Source organism: Streptomyces sp. Edi2 (assembly GCF_040253635.1).
GTDB lineage: Bacteria > Actinomycetota > Actinomycetes > Streptomycetales > Streptomycetaceae > Streptomyces.
In genome coordinates this window covers 3,423,528-3,443,697 of sequence record NZ_JBEJGX010000003.1, presented here as the reverse complement: position 1 = coordinate 3,443,697, position 20,170 = coordinate 3,423,528, and the positions used below count along the sequence as shown (strand labels likewise).

11 protein-coding genes and 3 rRNA genes are annotated in these 20,170 nt (G+C 67.5%); 8 read left to right on the top strand and 6 right to left on the bottom strand.

Features of this window, described 5'->3' with window-relative positions:
• Window positions 1-1,040: 1,040 nt before the first annotated feature.
• Both ahcY and ABR737_RS18425 read left to right on the top strand, forming a co-directional pair.
• A complete protein-coding gene (gene ahcY, locus ABR737_RS18430; RefSeq protein WP_350251252.1) occupies window positions 1,041-2,498 on the top strand; it encodes an adenosylhomocysteinase in 1,458 nt (485 codons plus the stop codon).
• Window positions 2,499-2,676: 178 nt separating this feature from the next.
• Window positions 2,677-3,291: a hypothetical protein gene (locus ABR737_RS18425; protein WP_350251251.1), complete on the top strand. Its 615-nt coding sequence runs from the start codon at window positions 2,677-2,679 to the stop codon at window positions 3,289-3,291.
• Between the two features lie 273 nt (window positions 3,292-3,564).
• Here the strand turns inward: ABR737_RS18425 and ABR737_RS43930 are convergent, their stop codons facing one another.
• Entirely contained in the window at window positions 3,565-4,902 is a 1,338-nt protein-coding gene (locus ABR737_RS43930; RefSeq protein ID WP_502964339.1) for an RDD family protein, read from the bottom strand.
• Between the two features lie 112 nt (window positions 4,903-5,014).
• Here ABR737_RS43930 and ABR737_RS18415 point away from each other — a divergent pair, with 112 nt between their 5' ends.
• From ABR737_RS18415 to rrf, 4 genes are all read left to right on the top strand, one after another.
• Complete coding sequence (locus tag ABR737_RS18415) at window positions 5,015-6,022, top strand: stage II sporulation protein M (RefSeq protein ID WP_350251250.1); 1,008 nt, start codon at window positions 5,015-5,017, stop codon at window positions 6,020-6,022.
• Window positions 6,023-6,762: 740 nt separating this feature from the next.
• Window positions 6,763-8,291 (top strand): 16S ribosomal RNA (locus ABR737_RS18410).
• 303 nt (window positions 8,292-8,594) lie between these two features.
• Window positions 8,595-11,717 (top strand): 23S ribosomal RNA (locus ABR737_RS18405).
• A gap of 74 nt (window positions 11,718-11,791) precedes the next feature.
• A 5S ribosomal RNA gene (gene rrf, locus ABR737_RS18400) occupies window positions 11,792-11,908 on the top strand.
• The 16S, 23S and 5S rRNA genes sit together here, the layout of an rRNA operon.
• A 409-nt stretch (window positions 11,909-12,317) precedes the next feature.
• Here rrf and ABR737_RS18395 read toward each other — a convergent pair.
• From ABR737_RS18395 to ABR737_RS18375, 5 genes are read right to left on the bottom strand one after another with little or no spacing between them, the layout of a single operon-like run.
• Window positions 12,318-13,628: a DUF58 domain-containing protein gene (locus ABR737_RS18395; protein ID WP_350251249.1), complete on the bottom strand. Its 1,311-nt coding sequence runs from the start codon at window positions 13,626-13,628 to the stop codon at window positions 12,318-12,320.
• Window positions 13,629-13,637: 9 nt separating this feature from the next.
• A complete protein-coding gene (locus ABR737_RS18390) occupies window positions 13,638-14,603 on the bottom strand; it encodes an AAA family ATPase (protein ID WP_350251248.1) in 966 nt (321 codons plus the stop codon).
• A complete protein-coding gene (locus ABR737_RS18385; RefSeq protein WP_350251247.1) occupies window positions 14,584-15,819 on the bottom strand; it encodes a DUF4350 domain-containing protein in 1,236 nt (411 codons plus the stop codon). The genes ABR737_RS18390 and ABR737_RS18385 overlap by 20 nt, the downstream gene beginning before the upstream one ends.
• Window positions 15,816-16,490 carry a DUF4129 domain-containing protein gene (locus ABR737_RS18380; protein ID WP_350251246.1) on the bottom strand — a complete coding sequence of 225 codons (675 nt, stop codon included), beginning with the start codon at window positions 16,488-16,490 and terminating at the stop codon, window positions 15,816-15,818. The genes ABR737_RS18385 and ABR737_RS18380 overlap by 4 nt, the downstream gene beginning before the upstream one ends.
• 22 nt (window positions 16,491-16,512) lie before the next feature.
• A complete protein-coding gene (locus ABR737_RS18375; protein ID WP_350251245.1) occupies window positions 16,513-18,177 on the bottom strand; it encodes a DUF7847 domain-containing protein in 1,665 nt (554 codons plus the stop codon).
• A 152-nt stretch (window positions 18,178-18,329) separates the two neighbouring features.
• On the opposite strand from ABR737_RS18375, the gene mtnA reads away from it, so the two are divergent.
• The gene (gene mtnA, locus ABR737_RS18370; RefSeq protein ID WP_350251244.1) at window positions 18,330-19,496 is read left to right on the top strand and encodes an S-methyl-5-thioribose-1-phosphate isomerase; all 1,167 of its coding nucleotides are present in this window, start codon (window positions 18,330-18,332) and stop codon (window positions 19,494-19,496) included.
• Complete coding sequence (gene mtrA / locus ABR737_RS18365; RefSeq protein ID WP_350251243.1) at window positions 19,493-20,170, top strand: two-component system response regulator MtrA; 678 nt, start codon at window positions 19,493-19,495, stop codon at window positions 20,168-20,170. The genes mtnA and mtrA overlap by 4 nt, the downstream gene beginning before the upstream one ends.

The following is a 20,170-nucleotide window of genomic DNA, read 5'->3' as shown; positions in this document are numbered from 1 at the left end:
TCGGGGGCCTGAGCTCCACGGCGGTCACTGTCGGCGGGGCCTGAGCCCCAGGTAGGCGCCGGCGGTGGGCCTGAGCCTCACGGCAGTCACGGTCGGTGCGGGCTGAGCCCCGGGTAGGCACCGGCGGCAGCCCCGGCACCTCCCCGTGAACAAGCGGCCCCCGCACTCCTGGCGAATCCCGCCGAGCGCGGGGGCCTTCTCCGTACGGCACCCGCCCTACCGATCACGCCCATCGACCACGCCCATCGCTCACCCATGCTGCTCACGCCCGTCGGCCATGGCCTGTCGACCACGGCCCGTCGGTTGCGGTCTATCGGCCACGGTCCCGTCGGCCACGGCCGTGGGTAGCGGTCTATCGACTACGCGCCCATCGATCACGCCCGTCGGTCGCGGCCCAACGCCCACGGTCCAATGACCCCGACCCCACAACACGGTCTACTGACCGAGGCCCCACACCTCGGCCCAGCGACCACGGCCGTCGACCACGGCCTTACCGACCACGGCCTTACCGACCACGGCCTTACCGACCACGGCCTTACGGCCACGGCCCGTCGATTGTGCAGTGAGCCACCGGAATACCGCCTCCGGACCACCGCGTTCAAGGCCCGTAGGGGGCCCACGCACCCCCTACGGGATCTGTTCGCCCCACCCCCTACTGGCGCCCCGGAGAAGCACGAGCGCCCCCTCAGGGGCCCACGGTCGCGCCGCCGCGCAAAGGCGCCCCACCCCGGAATCCACGCCCACCCCGCCGCCCCACCCCGACCGGCACCGCACCCGCCCCGGCCCCTCCTGGCTGGGGTTCACCGGGCCGATCGGTGTAGATTCGTGACCAGTGCCAGACGTCGCTGCTGATGGCGGTCGGTCGGCCCGCACCGCGGACCGGCCGAGGGAGAGAGGGCCTCCGACGGACTGCGCTGCGGCCGACGGGAGGGGTGCGTCCACTTCCGCGTACGCTCGTATGCGCCCCGGTCACCACTGGGGCCCCGGCCCGCGCCGCAGACTGCCAGCCCATCCACCTCGACGCTCGAGGAGCAGCCCGCATGACGACAGCAGCCACCGGCCAGGACTTCAAGGTCGCCGACCTGTCCCTCGCCGCCTTCGGCCGCAAGGAGATCACCCTCGCCGAGCACGAGATGCCCGGCCTGATGGCGATCCGCAAGGAGTACGCCGCCGCCCAGCCGCTGGCCGGTGCCCGGGTCACCGGTTCCCTGCACATGACCGTGCAGACCGCCGTCCTGATCGAGACCCTGGCCGCCCTGGGCGCCGAGGTCCGCTGGGCGTCCTGCAACATCTTCTCCACCCAGGACCACGCCGCCGCGGCCATCGCGGTCGGCCCGAACGGCACCCCGGACGACCCCCAGGGCATCCCGGTCTTCGCCTGGAAGGGCGAGTCGCTGGAGGAGTACTGGTGGTGCACGGAGCAGGCGCTGACCTGGCCGAACTCGCCCACCGGCGGCCCGAACATGATCCTCGACGACGGTGGTGACGCCACCCTCCTCGTCCACAAGGGCGTCGAGTACGAGAAGGCCGGCAAGGTCCCGGCGCTGGAGACCGCGGAGAGCGACGAGCACCGCTCGATCCTGGAGCTGCTGACCCGCACGCTCGACGAGGCCCCGCAGAAGTGGACGAACCTGGCCTCCGAGATCCGCGGGGTCACCGAGGAGACCACGACGGGCGTGCACCGTCTGTACGAGATGCACCGGGACGGGGACCTGCTCTTCCCGGCGATCAATGTGAACGACGCCGTGACGAAGTCGAAGTTCGACAACAAGTACGGCTGCCGTCACTCCCTCATCGACGGCATCAACCGTGCCACCGATGTCCTGATCGGCGGCAAGACGGCCGTGGTCTGCGGCTACGGCGACGTCGGCAAGGGCTGCGCGGAGTCCCTGCGCGGCCAGGGCGCCCGGGTCATCATCACCGAGGTCGACCCGATCTGTGCCCTGCAGGCCGCGATGGACGGCTACCAGGTCACCACCCTCGAGGACGTCGTCGAGACCGCCGACATCTTCGTCACCACGACCGGCAACAAGGACATCATCATGGCGTCGCACATGGCGCGGATGAAGCACCAGGCGATCGTGGGCAACATCGGTCACTTCGACAACGAGATCGACATGGCCGGCCTGGCGAAGCTCGAGGGCATCGTCAAGGACGAGGTCAAGCCGCAGGTCCACACCTGGACCCACCCGGACGGCAAGGTCCTGATCGTGCTGTCCGAGGGCCGCCTGCTCAACCTGGGCAACGCCACCGGTCACCCCTCCTTCGTCATGTCCAACTCGTTCGCGGACCAGACGCTGGCCCAGATCGAGCTGTTCACCAAGCCCGAGGAGTACCCCACCGACGTCTACGTGCTGCCCAAGCACCTGGACGAGAAGGTGGCCCGTCTCCACCTCGACGCGCTGGGCGTCAAGCTCACCGAGCTGCGTCCCGAGCAGGCCGCCTACATCGGCGTCCAGGTCGAGGGCCCGTACAAGCCCGACCACTACCGCTACTGAGCCGGCTCCAGCGGGCGATCACCAACCGGTCGGCCCCGCTGACCGCTGGTGCTCCCCACAGCAGCAGGTGATCCCAGGCCCTCGCCCCTCACGGCGGGGGCCTGGCCCATGAGGACCCCGGACAGACCCGCCGCCCCCGACTCACCGGCACGTCGCCGCCCGAAGGACTCGATCCCCTATGCCCCGCGGCCACTACTCGCTCCACGACCCGCACGATCACACCCCCCTCGGTGAAGAGCACTTCCACTGCGCCACCGGCCCTTCGGGCTGGCGCTATGTCTCCCAGATCGTCACCCCCTCCGGAGACCACGCCGGCTCCGTCGACCTCACCCTCGACGAACTCGGCCGGCCTATCCGCCTCGAACTCCACGCCTCCGCCTGGCAGGTCCGCGGCGCCGCCCTGGAGGGCGTCACCTGGGTCCGTACCGACCCGACCGGTGAACACGCCACCGAAGGCAACGTCCCCGCCCACGCCTTCACCGGCGCGTCCCCCGCATTCCTCATCGCCACCGCGCGCCTCCTGCGCCCCGCCCTCGGTGCCGGTGCCGTCCGCACCCGCCTCGTGGCCTTCACACCCCCCGTCCTCGCCCCCCGCACGCTCGACCAGTCCTGGGCCCTGCTGAAAAGCACACCACACGCCACTGACAACGCCCCCCTCATCGCCGACGAATACCAGGTCAACGACCTGGAGACCGGCGAACAGCACACCGTCCACATCGCCGGCGACGTGGTCCTCTCCGCCCCCGGCATCGAACTCGAATCCCTCGAATCCCCACCGTCGACGTTCCCCTGAAACGCTGCTCCGCGATCTCCGCCCGTCACCCGCCTCTCACCCGTCGAGGCAGGCGTGACGGCAGACCCGTGACGGCAGGCCCTTCACTCCTGCTCGTGGCAGGCCCTGTCCACGACCTGCCACGGCACGCCACGACCTGCCACGGCACAACGCGGAGCGCGCCCGGCCCCGGCCACCGCCCACGCCAGGTCGTCCGAGCCGGCACCAACCGCCCGGACACCGGGCGGGCCCACCCGCCGACCGGCTTCTCACATCCCCCTCGCACCGGCGGCATCACACCGGCGGCGCAAACCCCGTACGCGGCAGCCTCCCCGCTCCACCACTCTCCTCATCACCCCGACGCTCTCGCCGCTCCGGCCCCCCGAGCGCCCCCGCACCGTCCTGACGCGCCTGCGCCCACTCGTCCCTGACCGCGGCACCACTCCCGCCCCCGGGAGCCCCCGCCCCACCCCCGGGCGGTGCCCAGCCTCCTGCCGGAGCCGCCGACACCGCCGCCGAGCCCGACGACACCGCATTCCCGGCCGCCCCGGGGCCCTCTGCCGTCCCTGGGCCCCCCGTCGTCCCCAGGTCTCCCGCTGTCCCCGGGCCCCCTGCCCTACCCGACGACGCGACATCCCCCGCCACTCCCACAGGCCGAACAGACTCCTCCGACTCACCCCGCCAAAACTCCCCACGGCCCGCAACGCCCCCACCGCCGGGAGTACCCCCACCGTCGGCAACGCCCACACCGCAAACCGCCCCGCCCACGGCCGTCGTACCGCCCGCCCCAGCCACACCGCCGTCCCCTGCCGTACCGCTGTCGGTCGCCGTCGCCGTCGCCGTCGCCGTCGCCGCCGCCACCGTCCCTCCGGCCACCACTGCCGCCCCGAACACCCGCCGCGACTCCCGCGCCTGCCGTTCCCCGACCACCGCCGCCAGATACGCCGCCGGATGCACCCCCGCCGGCCCCGGCACCCCGGTGAACTCCCGCAGATCCTCGGCCAGCCGCCCCGCCATCGCCCCGCCGGCCTCCGGATCGAGCTGCCCCATCCGCGTCAGGTACTGCCGCACCGTCAGCCACCACCCATCGGGCACCCGCGACAGATCCAGCGCCCCGACCTCCGCCACCAGCCACGACGGCGGAGGCGGCAGCGCCGTCCCCGCCTCCGCCACAGGCATCCGCTCCCGTATGACCAACGTCCCCGCGAACACATCCCCCAACCTGCGTCCCCGCGCCGACAGCAGGGAGGCGACGGCCGCCACCACCCCCATGGTCATCACGATCTCGATGGCCCCCATCGCCCCGCGCACCAGCGCATGCCGGAACCGGATCGGCCCGCCGTCCTCCCGTACGACCCGCAGTCCGCAGACCAGCTTCCCCAGCGACCGGCCATGGCTCAGCGTCTCGATAACGATGGGTATGCCGACCTGCACCAGTACGAACGTCGCCACCGATACGGCCGCCACCGCCGCACTGTCCATCGACGATGTCGCGCTCAACAGCAGCAGTGAGGCGCCGAGGTAGACCGCCCAGGCCACCGCCACATCGACGGCCACCGCCAGCCCCCGGCTCGGGAGCCTGGCCGGCCGCAGCCCCAGCACCACCGCTTCACCCGTGACGAGTCCACTCACGCCGCGCTCACTCCCTCTCGCTCCCCGATGTCCCGCCCACCCCACGCCGGACACCGCTAGTCTGCCAAGCTGATCCGGCCCCCACCCACGGCGCTGCGAGGAGCGACACCACATGGACCTCGATGTCTTCGTCACGGCCCATGGCGCCGAATGGGACCGCCTCGACACCCTGCTCCACCGCAAACGCCGCCTCACCGGAGCCGAGGCCGACGAACTGGTCGCCCTCTACCAGCGCACCACCACCCACCTCTCCCTCCTCCTCTCCAGCGCCCCGGACCCGGTGCTGACCAGCCGCCTCACCTCTCTCGTGGCCCGCGCCCGCAGTACGGTCACCGGCGCCCGCAAGGCCTCCTGGCGCGACACCGCCCACTTCTTCACCACGGCTTTCCCCGCAGCGGTCTACCGCCTGCGCCACTGGTGGATCCCGACCGCGATCCTCTCCACCGCGGTCGCCGCCCTCCTCGGCTGGTGGATCGCCGCCCACCCCGACGTCCAGGCGGCGATCGGCGCCCAGGAGGACCTGCGCAACATGACCCGCCCCGGCGGCGAGTACGAGACCTACTACTCCAGCCATCCCGCGGCGTCCTTCGCCGCCCAGGTATGGACGAACAATGCCCAGGCCGTCGCCCTGTGCCTGGTCCTCGGAGCCTTCGCCGGCCTCCCCGTCCTGTGGATCCTCTTCCAGAACATGCTCAATCTGGGCGTCGGCATCGGCCTGATGTCCTCGGCCGGCCGCCTCGACACCTTCCTCGGGCTGATCCTTCCGCACGGCCTCCTCGAACTGACCGCTGTCTTCATCGCGGCCGGCATCGGCCTTCGCCTGGGCTGGACCCTCATCGACCCGGGCCCCCGCACCCGCCGAACCGCCCTGGCCCAGGAAGGCCGCTCCGCCCTCGGCGTCGCCATCGGACTCGCCGCGGTGCTCTTCATATCCGGCGCCCTCGAAGGCTTCGTCACCCCTTCCGGCCTGCCCACCTGGGCCCGCATCGGCATCGGCATCGCCGCCGAACTCGCCTTCCTCCTCTACGTCTACATCCTGGGCGGCCGCGCCGTACGTGCCGGAGCCACCGGCGACGTCGACCTCACCGACCGCGAAGCCACCGTCCCGACCGCCGCGTGATGTGCATCGAGCCCCGCTGGCCTGCTAATCTCCTCTTCGCCCCAGGCGCCCGTTGACACGAGCACCAGGGGGAGGTAGATTTGAACGGTTGCAACGAACTGGACAAGTTCATCCGCGACGGTTAGCATCTTCTCCGCTTCGGCCGGAATCTCTCTTCGGCGAGGCGCAACCGACCACTTACCGGAAGCCCCGGTCGATTAATTCGACCGAATCCCTTCTGATAAAGTCGGAAAAGCCAAAAGGCACTCCCGTCCGACGGGAAGCGGAAACGAATTCGGACCGGCAACGGAACGAAATCGGGTCTGCTAGAGTCGGAAAGGCCGGAAAGCGAAAGCCGGACGGTCGACCCGCTCCAACACGGGGCCGGAGACGGAAACGGATCTGGTAAGGTTGGAAACGCGAAGAAGCCGAAAGGCGGAAACGCACCGGCGAAAATCGGGCCCGCAAGGATCTGATAGAGTCGGAAACGCAAGACCGAAGGGAAGCGCCCGGAGATCCTGGTGAAACAGGAACAAAGGAAGCGTCCGTTCCTTGAGAACTCAACAGCGTGCCAAAAGTCAACGCCAGATATGTTGATACCCCGTCGACCGGAAACTTCCGGGAGATGAGGTTCCTTTGAAAAAGTCCACCACGGCCCATGCGGTCGGGGTGGCACACACAGCGAGGACGCTGTGAACGACCGGACTTATTCCGTCTGGTTGTTCCGCTCTCGTGTGTGTTCACCGGATTACCGGTAAACATTCACGGAGAGTTTGATCCTGGCTCAGGACGAACGCTGGCGGCGTGCTTAACACATGCAAGTCGAACGATGAACCTCCTTCGGGAGGGGATTAGTGGCGAACGGGTGAGTAACACGTGGGCAATCTGCCCTTCACTCTGGGACAAGCCCTGGAAACGGGGTCTAATACCGGATACGACTACCGACCGCATGGTCTGGTGGTGGAAAGCTCCGGCGGTGAAGGATGAGCCCGCGGCCTATCAGCTTGTTGGTGGGGTGATGGCCTACCAAGGCGACGACGGGTAGCCGGCCTGAGAGGGCGACCGGCCACACTGGGACTGAGACACGGCCCAGACTCCTACGGGAGGCAGCAGTGGGGAATATTGCACAATGGGCGAAAGCCTGATGCAGCGACGCCGCGTGAGGGATGACGGCCTTCGGGTTGTAAACCTCTTTCAGCAGGGAAGAAGCGAGAGTGACGGTACCTGCAGAAGAAGCGCCGGCTAACTACGTGCCAGCAGCCGCGGTAATACGTAGGGCGCAAGCGTTGTCCGGAATTATTGGGCGTAAAGAGCTCGTAGGCGGCTTGTCACGTCGGATGTGAAAGCCCGGGGCTTAACCCCGGGTCTGCATTCGATACGGGCAGGCTAGAGTTCGGTAGGGGAGATCGGAATTCCTGGTGTAGCGGTGAAATGCGCAGATATCAGGAGGAACACCGGTGGCGAAGGCGGATCTCTGGGCCGATACTGACGCTGAGGAGCGAAAGCGTGGGGAGCGAACAGGATTAGATACCCTGGTAGTCCACGCCGTAAACGTTGGGAACTAGGTGTGGGCGACATTCCACGTCGTCCGTGCCGCAGCTAACGCATTAAGTTCCCCGCCTGGGGAGTACGGCCGCAAGGCTAAAACTCAAAGGAATTGACGGGGGCCCGCACAAGCAGCGGAGCATGTGGCTTAATTCGACGCAACGCGAAGAACCTTACCAAGGCTTGACATACACCGGAAACGTCTGGAGACAGGCGCCCCCTTGTGGTCGGTGTACAGGTGGTGCATGGCTGTCGTCAGCTCGTGTCGTGAGATGTTGGGTTAAGTCCCGCAACGAGCGCAACCCTTGTTCTGTGTTGCCAGCATGCCCTTCGGGGTGATGGGGACTCACAGGAGACTGCCGGGGTCAACTCGGAGGAAGGTGGGGACGACGTCAAGTCATCATGCCCCTTATGTCTTGGGCTGCACACGTGCTACAATGGCCGGTACAATGAGCTGCGATACCGCGAGGTGGAGCGAATCTCAAAAAGCCGGTCTCAGTTCGGATTGGGGTCTGCAACTCGACCCCATGAAGTCGGAGTTGCTAGTAATCGCAGATCAGCATTGCTGCGGTGAATACGTTCCCGGGCCTTGTACACACCGCCCGTCACGTCACGAAAGTCGGTAACACCCGAAGCCGGTGGCCCAACCCCTTGTGGGAGGGAATCGTCGAAGGTGGGACTGGCGATTGGGACGAAGTCGTAACAAGGTAGCCGTACCGGAAGGTGCGGCTGGATCACCTCCTTTCTAAGGAGCATCTAGGCAGCCGCAAGGTTGTCCAGAGCCACTACGTCGGCAAACGTCCGACGGTGGTTAGCTCATGGGTGGAACGTTGACTATTCGGCACACTCGGTTGGTTGTCACTAGTACTGCTTCGGCGTGGAACGTGGGGATTGATGGAGTGGGCCGGGCACGTTGTTGGGTATCTGAGGGTACGGACCGTTGAGTCTGGACCTTCGCGATGCCGGCCCCGGTGAAGCATCCTGGTAAGGGTGTGTGACGGGTGGCTGGTCGTTGCTTGAGAACTGCACAGTGGACGCGAGCATCTGTGGCCAAGTTTTTAAGGGCGCACGGTGGATGCCTTGGCACCAGGAACCGATGAAGGACGTGGGAGGCCACGATAGGCCCCGGGGAGCTGTCAACCAAGCTTTGATCCGGGGGTGTCCGAATGGGGAAACCCGGCAGTCGTCATGGGCTGTCACCCGCTGCTGAACACATAGGCAGTGTGGAGGGAACGCGGGGAAGTGAAACATCTCAGTACCCGCAGGAAGAGAAAACAACCGTGATTCCGGGAGTAGTGGCGAGCGAAACCGGATGAGGCCAAACCAGTCACGTGTGATACCCGGCAGGGGTTGCGTGGTTGGGGTTGTGGGAGTTCTCTTTTGCAGTCTGCCGGCTGTGAGACGAGTCAGAAACCGTTGATGTAGGCGAAGGACATGCGAAAGGTCCGGCGTAGAGGGTAAGACCCCCGTAGCTGAAACATTAGCGGCTCGTTTGAGAACCACCCAAGTAGCACGGGGCCCGAGAAATCCCGTGTGAATCTGGCGGGACCACCCGTTAAGCCTAAATATTCCCTGGTGACCGATAGCGGATAGTACCGTGAGGGAATGGTGAAAAGTACCGCGGGAGCGGAGTGAAATAGTACCTGAAACCGTGTGCCTACAAGCCGTGGGAGCGTCGCTGTATGTGCTTGCACATGCAGTCGTGACTGCGTGCCTTTTGAAGAATGAGCCTGCGAGTTTGCGGTATGTTGCGAGGTTAACCCGTGTGGGGAAGCCGTAGCGAAAGCGAGTCCGAATAGGGCGTTGAGTAGCGTGCCCAAGACCCGAAGCGGAGTGATCTAGCCATGGGCAGGTTGAAGCGGAGGTAAGACTTCGTGGAGGACCGAACCCACCAGGGTTGAAAACCTGGGGGATGACCTGTGGTTAGGGGTGAAAGGCCAATCAAACTCCGTGATAGCTGGTTCTCCCCGAAATGCATTTAGGTGCAGCGTCGTGTGTTTCTTGCCGGAGGTAGAGCACTGGATAGGCGATGGGCCCTACCGGGTTACTGACCTTAGCCAAACTCCGAATGCCGGTAAGTGAGAGCGCGGCAGTGAGACTGTGGGGGATAAGCTCCATGGTCGAGAGGGAAACAGCCCAGAGCATCGACTAAGGCCCCTAAGCGTGTGCTAAGTGGGAAAGGATGTGGAGTCGCAGAGACAACCAGGAGGTTGGCTTAGAAGCAGCCACCCTTGAAAGAGTGCGTAATAGCTCACTGGTCAAGTGATTCCGCGCCGACAATGTAGCGGGGCTCAAGCACACCGCCGAAGTCGTGTCATTGCAGTAATACTCCCAACGGAGGCTGTGATGGGTAGGGGAGCGTCGTGTGCCGGGTGAAGCAGCCGTGGAAACGAGTTGTGGACGGTTCACGAGTGAGAATGCAGGCATGAGTAGCGATACACACGTGGGAAACGTGTGCGCCGATTGACTAAGGGTTCCTGGGTCAAGCTGATCTGCCCAGGGTAAGTCGGGACCTAAGGCGAGGCCGACAGGCGTAGTCGATGGACAACCGGTTGATATTCCGGTACCCGCTTTGAAACGCCCAGTATCGAATCCATTAATGCTAAGGCCGTGAAGCCGGCCTGGAGTCTTCGGACAAAGGGACGTGGTGGAGCCGCCGATCCAAGGTGGTAGTAGGTAAGCGATGGGGTGACACAGGAAGGTAGTCCAGCCCGGGCGGTGGTTGTCCCGGGGTAAGGGTGTAGCCCGTCATCTAGGCAAATCCGGATGACATGCAGGGTGAGACCTGATGCCGAGCCGATTGTGGTGAAGTGGATGATCCTATGCTGTCGAGAAAAGCCTCTAGCGAGTTTCATGGCGGCCCGTACCCTAAACCGACTCAGGTGGTCAGGTAGAGAATACCGAGGCGTTCGGGTGAACTATGGTTAAGGAACTCGGCAAAATGCCCCCGTAACTTCGGGAGAAGGGGGGCCATTGCTGGTGATGAGTCTTGCACTCTGAGCTGGTGGTGGCCGCAGAGACCAGCGAGAAGCGACTGTTTACTAAAAACACAGGTCCGTGCGAAGCCGTAAGGCGATGTATACGGACTGACGCCTGCCCGGTGCTGGAACGTTAAGGGGACCGGTTAGTCACATTTCGGTGTGGCGAAGCTGAGAACTTAAGCGCCAGTAAACGGCGGTGGTAACTATAACCATCCTAAGGTAGCGAAATTCCTTGTCGGGTAAGTTCCGACCTGCACGAATGGCGTAACGACTTCTCGACTGTCTCAACCATAGGCCCGGTGAAATTGCATTACGAGTAAAGATGCTCGTTTCGCGCAGCAGGACGGAAAGACCCCGGGACCTTTACTATAGCTTGATATTGGTGTTCGGTTCGGCTTGTGTAGGATAGGTGGGAGACTTTGAAGCAGCCACGCCAGTGGTTGTGGAGTCATTGTTGAAATACCACTCTGGTCGTGCTGGATGTCTAACCTGGGTCCGTGATCCGGATCAGGGACAGTGTCTGGTGGGTAGTTTAACTGGGGCGGTTGCCTCCTAAAGAGTAACGGAGGCGCCCAAAGGTTCCCTCAGCCTGGTTGGCAATCAGGTGTTGAGTGTAAGTGCACAAGGGAGCTTGACTGTGAGACTGACGGGTCGAGCAGGTACGAAAGTAGGGACTAGTGATCCGGCGGTGGCTTGTGGAAGCGCCGTCGCTCAACGGATAAAAGGTACCCCGGGGATAACAGGCTGATCTTCCCCAAGAGTCCATATCGACGGGATGGTTTGGCACCTCGATGTCGGCTCGTCGCATCCTGGGGCTGGAGTCGGTCCCAAGGGTTGGGCTGTTCGCCCATTAAAGCGGTACGCGAGCTGGGTTTAGAACGTCGTGAGACAGTTCGGTCCCTATCCGCTGTGCGCGTAGGAGTATTGAGAAGGGCTGTCCCTAGTACGAGAGGACCGGGACGGACGAACCTCTGGTGTGCCAGTTGTCCTGCCAAGGGCATGGCTGGTTGGCTACGTTCGGAAAGGATAACCGCTGAAAGCATCTAAGCGGGAAGCCTGCTTCGAGATGAGTACTCCCACCCCCTTTGAGGGGTTAAGGCTCCCAGTAGACGACTGGGTTGATAGGCCAGATATGGAAGCCTGGTAACGGGTGGAGTTGACTGGTACTAATAGGCCGAGGGCTTGTCCTCAGTTGCTCGCGTCCACTGTGTAGGTTCTGAAGTAACGACCTGTGTTTTTGCCGGGTTGGTTAACTTCATAGTGTTTCGGTGGTCATTGCGTTAGGGAAACGCCCGGTTACATTCCGAACCCGGAAGCTAAGCCTTTCAGCGCCGATGGTACTGCAGGGGGGACCCTGTGGGAGAGTAGGACGCCGCCGAACAATCATTGTGGGAAAGCCCCGCACCTTATGGTGCGGGGCTTTTCTGCGTTTGAGGCTCGGAGGCGGGGCATTTCTGTGCGGGCGCTGGAATGCCGGACCCATGGGGTGTGTGGTCAGGGAGGGATATAGCGCAGGGAGGGGCGTTGCGGGATGCAGGGGCAAGGAAGCTGAGCCTTGCGCGCTTTGCCGGTGTCCGTCAGTTTGTTTGCCGGCGTCCTGAGCGCTCTCGTGGGGGAGCGTGCGGCTGCGGTGGGGGAGACAGGCTCCCCTGGAGACACGGTATTGGTCACCCTGTGGGACTGCTGAGTGGTCAAACTGCTGCGTACGCGTATTCGCGTAGCCACGTATCCCGTGAGGCGTGTCTGCTTCTGCCCGGGGCTTGTATTCGGGAGGGGTGGGGGAGGTGGCTTTACAGGCGGCCGGTGGACTTCAGGGTGAGGTAGGCGTCGGCCAGGTCGGGGGCCAGGCGGGCCGGGGTGGAGTCGATGACCGTGATGCCGTGGTGGCGGAGGCGGTCTGCGGTGCGGCGACGGGCGGCGTGGGCCTGTTCCGCGGCGGCGGCTGCGTAGACGGCCTGCGGGGTGTGACGGCCGGCGGCCATTTCCTCGATGCGGGGGTCGGCCACGGCCGCGACGATGAGTTCATTGCGTTGGGTGAGACCGGGGAGGACGGGCAGGAGAGCTTCCTCCACGGGGGCTGCGTCCAGGCTGGTGAAGAGCACGATGAGGGACCGTCGCGGGGTGCGGCGGTGGATGGCGGCGGCCAGGCCGCGGGCATCTGCCTCGACCAGTTCGGATTCGAGGGGCGCCAGGGCATCGGTCAAGGCCGGGAGGAGGTCGCGTGCCGTGCGGCCTTGTACGGAGGCGCGTATGCGGCGGTCGTAGGCGAGCAGGTCCACGCGGTCACCCGCGCGGGCGGCGAGGGCGCCGAGCAGGAGGGCGGCGTCCATGGAAGCGTCGAGGCGGGGGATGTCGCCGACTCGGCCCGCGGAGGTGCGGCCGGTCTCCAGGACGAGCAGGATGCGCCGGTCGCGCTCGGGGCGCCAGGTGCGGACTGCGAGGTTGTGACGGCGGGCGGTGGCGCGCCAGTCGATGGAGCGGGTGTCGTCGCCGGGGGTGTAGTCGCGGAGGCTGTCGAACTCGGTTCCTTCGCCACGGGTGAGGATGCTGGTGCGGCCGTCGAGTTCGCGGAGCCGGGCGAGCTTGGCGGGGAGATGCTTGCGGCTGGTGAAGGGGGGCAGGACGCGCAGGGTCCAGGGGACGTGCCGGCTTCCTTGCCGGGCGGCCAGGCCGAGCGGGCCGTAGGAACGGACCGTGACGCGGACCGCGTGATGGTCGCCGCGGCGGGTGGGGCGGAGCGTCGTAGTGAGGCGGCGGCGTTCGGCGGCGGGGATGCGGATGGTGTGGCGGGACTCGGAGGTGTCCGCGCCGGGGCGGAAGGAGCTCGGGGGCCAGGCGTCGCGGACCGTGGCGCGCAGGGCGCGGCGGCTCGGGTTGGTGACGGTGAGGTGCGAAGAGGCTTCGCCCGTTAGTCGAACTGCTGTGTCACCGGTTCGGGTGATATGCAGCTTTCGCACTGGCGCGGCGAGCAGGAGGTCGCACAAAATTGCTAGCAGCAAGGCGAGTTGGACGAGGAGCACGCCGAGCCAGCTGGGCAGCACGAAGCCGACGAAGAGTGCTCCGAGTGCGGAGATGAGGGCGGTGCGTCCGGTGAGGGCCACGGTGTCGTCTCAGCGGGGGACGGGGAGATGAGCGAGAACGGCGTTGATCACGGAGTCTGCGGTGACTCCTTCCATCTCCGCTTCAGGGCGGAGATGGACGCGGTGCCGGAGTGTGGGAAGAGCGAGGGCCTTGACGTCGTCAGGGGTGACATAGTCGCGGCCGGTGAGCCAGGCCCAGGCTCGTGACGTGGAGAGCAGGGCGGTAGCGCCTCGGGGGGAGACACCGAGAGAGAGCGAGGGGGAGTCTCGAGTGGCACGGCAGATATCGACGATATAAGCGGTGACTTCGGGGGAGACGGCGGTCTTGGCGACCGCGGCCCGGGCGGCGTCGAGGTCGGCGCTGGAGGCAACGGGGCGCAGTCCTGCGGCGCCGAGGTCGCGAGGGCTGAAGCCGGCGGCGTGCCGGGTGAGGATGTCTATCTCGTCGTGGCGGGCGGGCAGCGGCACCGTCAGTTTCAGCAGGAAGCGGTCGAGCTGAGCCTCGGGGAGCGGGTAGGTGCCCTCGTATTCCACCGGGTTCTGCGTGGCCGCCACCAGGAACGGCTCGGGGAGGGGGCGGGCTGCACCGTCGACGGTCACCTGCCGCTCTTCCATCGCTTCGAGCAGGGACGCCTGGGTCTTGGGAGGCGTGCGGTTGATCTCGTCGGCGAGCAGGAGGTTGGTGAAGACGGGGCCTGGCTGGAAGGAGAACTCGGAGCTGCGGGCGTCGTAGACCAGTGAGCCGGTGACATCGCTCGGCATCAGGTCAGGCGTGAACTGGACGCGCTTGGTGTCGAGTTCGAGAGCGGCCGACAGGGCGCGTACGAGCAGGGTCTTGGCGACGCCGGGGGCGCCTTCGAGGAGCACATGACCACGGCAGAGCAGGGCGACGACCAGCCCGGTGACGGCGGGGTCCTGGCCTACGACGGCCTTGGCTATCTCGGTGCGCAGGTCCTCCAGGGAGGTTCGGGCGCTGTCAGCGGTCGGGGTGCTCACGGGGGGCGTGCCTCTCTTGGGAAACGATCGAGGATTCGAGTGCGTCGAGTTGGTCGGCCAGGTGCACCAGGGCTTTGTCGTCCGCGGGGGCCGGACCGAAGAGCAGGGCATGGAGTCCTGCTTCGGTGGCGGGGGTGGAGGTCAAGTGGGTGTGGAGGGCGGGCAGAAGGACGTCGGCCGTGTGGGCGTGCGCCGAGGACACTCCGATGAGGGGGGCGAGACGGGTGCGGGTGGCGGAGCGCAGCACGGCAGCGGCCCGGTCGCGGGCGTTGGCCTGCTCGTAGAGGCGGGCGTGGCCCTCGGTGGTCTCGGCGGCCGGGACGGTGACCGGGAGTCGTTCCGCAACCAGGGGGCCGAGCCTGCGGGCGCGCCACAGGGCCGCCGGCACGGCTGCGAAGGCGAGTTGGAGCAGGGCCCAGCGCCAGCCGGCAGGGATGAGGTCGAGGAAACCGCGCTGGTCGTCCTGAACGGATGACGGGTCGCTCACGGAGGGGAGGTACCAGACCAGATGCTTGTGCTTACCGAGGAGTTGAAGGGCCAGCGAGGCGTTGCCGTGCTCGGCGAGATGGTGGTTGTAGAGGAGGTCGGCGGAGCCGAGGAGCACGGTGTCGCGGCCGTTGTCGGGGGCCGGCAGGCGCAGCAGGGTGGGACCGCCGGTGCCGGCGCCGGGGTAACAGCGATCGGCTCCGTCGAGGGCGGTGGTGTAGCGGAGGCCGCCGAGGAGGGCGCTGCCCGCCCGGCGGGTCTCCGGCAGGGAACAGGAGGGCCGGCGAACCGAGATGGGGGCCGGGGTTTCCATCTGGACGCCGGGGGCGAAGGCTTCGAGGGCCTCTGTTCGCGGGGCGAGCAGGACGGTGCGACCGGGGGTGTGGGCGGTGGCGGTGTGCAGGCCGGTCAGCTGATCTTGTGTCAGCACGTCGGGGTCGGTGACGAGCAGCGTGGTGTCGGGGCCGGCCGCGGCAGCCGCCTCCTCGGAGCTGGTCGCGACCTGGGTGGAGACGCCGTGGGAGGCAAGGAGTTGGGACAGGGCCCGGCTCCCGGTCCGGTCGGCGGAGCGCGGGTCGAGCCGTCCGTGCTGTTCGCCGGACTGCAGAGCCCCGAGGACCACACCGCTGACGACGAGCAGAAGAAGCGCCAGCAGCGGGCCGCGGAACCGGGTCCACAGACCACGAGCGGTGGATGCCGGTGCGGGGGTGTCGGTGGCGGCCGTGGTCATCCGCTGCTCCTGGTCGGGGTGGTGGCCAGGGCGGGCTTGGCGCGCTGCAGATCGGTGTCGAGGCCGGCCAGGAGGGTGTACGCCGCTTCCGTGCCGGGGCGGCCGCCGTATGTGACGTCGTCGAAGGTGCGGGCCGCGGTGCGGAGTTGGCCGGCGTGCTCGGGGAAGGCCCGGCCGGCTTCGGTGGCGGCCTCGTCAGCGGTGCGGCCCGGGCCGGGGGTGAGCAGCGTGCGCTCTTCCAGAGCGAGGACGAGGGCGCGCATGCGGTCCTGGACGGCCTGGTTCCAGTGGCCCTCGGCGGCGTGCCGGTCAGCCGCGGAACGGTGTTCGGCGGCAGTGCGGGGTGCTTCGGCGAAGAGTGCGCCGCCCGTGGTCGGAGTGCGGCGCACCGCACCGAGACGCAGCCGGAGGGCGATGATCAGCAGAACGACGCAGGCGGCGATGGCGAGGAGCCCGATCCAGCCGCCCGGTGTGGTGCCGGCGGCCGCATTGGCCAGTTCGTTGATGCGTGCCCAGAGCCATTCAAGGGCCTGCTGGATCGGGTTGGGGTCGTGCTGGTGGTACCGGGGGTCGGACAGCTCGCGTTCGGCCGCCTCGCGGGCGGGGACGCGTGGAGTCCTCACCGGTATGTCGTCGTCGGAGCGCGCCATGAGTCGTCCGAGCGCGGCCATGTTCCCCCCTCCGGTCACCGCATCAGCTTCCCGGCGTGGCGTCGTCGGGGCGTTGGCCGGGACCGTCGGAGGGCGTGGCGGTGGCCGTGGCCGGGGCAGCCGGAGGCGTGGCCCCGCCGGTGGCCGTCGTGCCCGCCTCGGGAGCGTGTGCGGCGGTGCTTTCCTCCGGGGTGCCTTCCGCGCGGGGGCCGGCCGGCGTGGAGTTGTCCGACTTCGCCCCGTCCGCAGGGGAGCCGGTGGGGGCCGGCGCGGAAGTTGCCGGTGGGTTGCCGGCGGTCGTGCTCGTGGCTGCGGGAGCAGGCGTGGCCGGGTGGGCGCGGGGAACGTCGGCGCCGTAACCGGGAAGCCCCGCGGCGCGGGCGAGTTCGAGGTCGAGTGCCTCACGGCGGATGCGCTGGTCCATGTACAGGAGCGCGGTGACGCCGGCGGTGATCGGGAAGGTGATGGTGGAGCTGATGACGGCTCCGATGCCCAGCACGACCAGGAAAGACCAGCTGGTGGTGTTGCTGGTGCCGTTCGCCCAGTCCATGAGGTTCTCGCCGCCGATGACGAAGGCGATGATGGTGGCCGGGATCTGGATGATGAACTCGACGATGCCCACCAGGAGATAAGCCAGGAGCTGCACCCCCAGCACCCGCCACCAGCTGCCCCGTACGAGCTTCGCGGAGCGGCGCATGGCGGTGATGACGCCCTGCTTCTCCAGCATCAGGGCGGGGGACGCGAGGCTGAAGCGGACCCCCAGCCAGATGCTCACGACGCCGGCAGCCAGCCCGCCGAGCAGGGTGAGGAGCAGCCCCGCTTCCAGCGTGCCGGTGGCGGTGACGATGAGGCCGGGAGCCACGCCGACCGCGCATATCGCCGTGATGAGCAGGGGCAGCAGGACCAGCAGGCCGAGCAGGCGCGGGAGTTGGGTACGCGCATCGCGCCAGGCTTCCCCGGCGCTCACCGGGCGGCCCAGGACGGCACGGCTCACGACCATGGTCAGGAGCCCCGTGACGATGATGGCGGCGAGCAGCCCGATCGCCGCGGTGATGCCGCTGGCGGCGAGCGAATTGAGCATCTGCTGCAGGGATTCGCGGAGGGGCGGGACATTGTCGTCCGCCAGGGAAGGCGCGGAGCGGGAGCCCTGGAACCAGAGGCCGGTGACCACGGTGATGGCGGTCTGTGCGACGACGGCGACGATCAGCGAAATGCCGAGGACCGTGCGCCAGTGGGCGCGCATGGTGGCGACCGCACCGTCGAGGATCTCGCCGACGGCGAGCGGGCGCAGCGGAATGATGCCGGGCTTGGCGGCCTGCGGCCCGGGCGCCCAGGCGCCGCCCCAAGGGGGCTGACTGCCGGGGTGGCTGCCCCAGTGACCGGGGGTGCCGCCCCAACCCGGGCCGCCCCAACCCGCCCCGCCCGGGCCGGGGCCGCCCGGTCCGGACGACGAGGCACGGGAGCGCTCGCCGCCCGCGCGATTACCGCTCCCGTGCGGGCCGCTCTGGCCGGGGATGCCGGTGGGGGCCGACCAGTGGCCGGCGGGGGGCTGTTCCTTGAACCAGTTCGGCGGGGTCGACTGCTCGCCGGGGCCGGACCGGCCCTCCTGCGGGGGCTGCTCTTCCTGAGAGGGCTGCTCCTGAGTGCCGCGGCCCGGCTCGTCGGAGGGAGTGGATCCGGGCGAGGCCCAGCCCGGAGAGTTGTTCATCGTCGCTCCTTCTTGCTGCCCCTCCGCCGGGGCGGTCGGGGTGCGGGGTCCGCGGTGGCAGTCATCGTGTCATGGCCGTCGGTGTGGTGTACCGGTGCCTGGAGTGAGAGGGGACCTTCTGTTCGAGGGTCGGTCGGCGGCAGACTGAGCGAATGGGCGATCAGTACGAGGTATCCGAGGCGGGCGCCGGGGCGCTCACCATTCCGTCGTTGCGTTGGGAGGAGCTGCCCGAGGGACCGGTGGTGGTCCTCCTCGATCAGACCCGCCTGCCGGCGGAGGAGGTCGAGCGGGTCTGCACGGACGTCCCGGCGCTGGTGGAGGCGATCCGGACGCTTGCTGTGCGCGGGGCGCCGCTGCTGGGCATCGCGGGTGCCTACGGCGTCGCGCTGGCCGCGGCGCGGGGCTTTGACGTGGAGGAGGCGGTGGAGGCGCTGGCGCAGGCCCGGCCGACCGCGGTCAATCTGGGCTACGGCGTGCGGAGGGCGGCCGCCGCGTACCGCGCCGCGGCAGCCGGTGGGGCCGATGCCCAGGCGGCCGCGGCGCTGGCCGAGGCGCGGGCCGTGCATGCCGAGGACATCGAGGCCAGCGCACGGATGGCGGAACACGGCCTGGCGCTTCTGGGTGAGCTGCTGCCGGGTGGCGGCCACCGGATTCTCACGCACTGCAATGCGGGTGCGCTGGTGTCCGGGGGCGAGGGCACCGCCCTGGCGGTGGCGCTGGCGGCGCACCGTGCCGGTGAGCTGCGCCGGCTGTGGGTGGACGAGACGCGGCCGCTGCTGCAGGGGGCGCGGCTGACCGCCTACGAGGCCGCGCGCACGGGTATGGCCTACACGGTGCTCCCGGACGGCGCGGCAGGGTCGCTGTTCGCCGGGGGTGAGGTGGATGCGGTGCTGATCGGCGCGGACCGGATCGCGGCGGACGGGTCGGTGGCCAACAAGATCGGCAGCTATCCACTGGCGGTGCTGGCGCGGTACCACCACGTTCCGTTCGTGGTGGTGGCCCCGACCAGCACGGTGGATCTGGAGACCGAGGAGGGGTCGGACATCGAGGTGGAGCAGCGGCCGGGCCAGGAAGTGACGGAGTTCTCGTTGCCGTACGCACAGGGGCCCGGGGGCGAGGCGGGCACCGGCATACAGGTGGCGCCGTTGGGCGCACAGGCCTACAACCCGGCCTTCGACGTCACTCCGGCGGAGCTGGTGACGGCGATCGTCACGGAGGCTGGAGTGGTGTCGCCGGTGACCCGGAACGGGCTGGCAGGCGTGTGTTCCACGTCACGATGGAGTAAGTCACGATCAGGTAATGGGATGATGGCCGAATGAAGGGACGCGTCCTGGTCGTCGACGACGACACCGCACTGGCAGAGATGCTTGGCATCGTGCTGCGCGGCGAAGGTTTTGAACCGTCGTTTGTGTCGGACGGTGACAAGGCCCTTGCGGCCTTCCGCGAGACCAAGCCCGATCTTGTGCTGCTCGACCTGATGCTGCCGGGGCGGGACGGTATCGAGGTGAGCCGGCTGATCCGGGCCGAGTCCGGAGTGCCGATCGTCATGCTGACCGCAAAGAGCGACACCGTGGATGTGGTGGTCGGGCTCGAATCGGGCGCGGACGACTACATCGTCAAGCCGTTCAAGCCCAAGGAGCTGGTGGCCCGTATCCGGGCGCGGCTGCGGCGTTCGGAGGAGCCGACGCCCGAGCAGCTGGCGATCGGTGACCTGGTCATCGACGTGGCGGGCCACTCGGTGAAGCGCGAGGGGCAGTCGATCGCCCTGACCCCGCTGGAGTTCGATCTGCTGGTGGCACTGGCGCGCAAGCCGTGGCAGGTGTTCACGCGTGAGGTGCTGCTCGAGCAGGTCTGGGGCTATCGGCACGCCGCCGACACCCGGCTGGTCAATGTCCATGTGCAGCGGCTGCGCTCCAAGGTCGAGAAGGACCCGGAGCGGCCGGAGATCGTCGTGACCGTGCGCGGGGTCGGCTACAAGGCCGGGCCCAGCTGA

Coding starts and splice junctions, on each gene's coding strand:
- ahcY (WP_350251252.1), top strand. CDS start 1,041: ATGACGACAGCAGCCACCGGCCAGGACTTCAAGGTCGCCGACCTGTCC.
- ABR737_RS18425 (WP_350251251.1), top strand. CDS start 2,677: ATGCCCCGCGGCCACTACTCGCTCCACGACCCGCACGATCACACCCCC.
- ABR737_RS18415 (WP_350251250.1), top strand. CDS start 5,015: ATGGACCTCGATGTCTTCGTCACGGCCCATGGCGCCGAATGGGACCGC.
- ABR737_RS18385 (WP_350251247.1), bottom strand. CDS start 15,819: ATGACCACGGCCGCCACCGACACCCCCGCACCGGCATCCACCGCTCGT.
- ABR737_RS18380 (WP_350251246.1), bottom strand. CDS start 16,490: ATGGCCGCGCTCGGACGACTCATGGCGCGCTCCGACGACGACATACCG.
- ABR737_RS18375 (WP_350251245.1), bottom strand. CDS start 18,177: ATGAACAACTCTCCGGGCTGGGCCTCGCCCGGATCCACTCCCTCCGAC.
- mtnA (WP_350251244.1), top strand. CDS start 18,330: ATGGGCGATCAGTACGAGGTATCCGAGGCGGGCGCCGGGGCGCTCACC.
- mtrA (WP_350251243.1), top strand. CDS start 19,493: ATGAAGGGACGCGTCCTGGTCGTCGACGACGACACCGCACTGGCAGAG.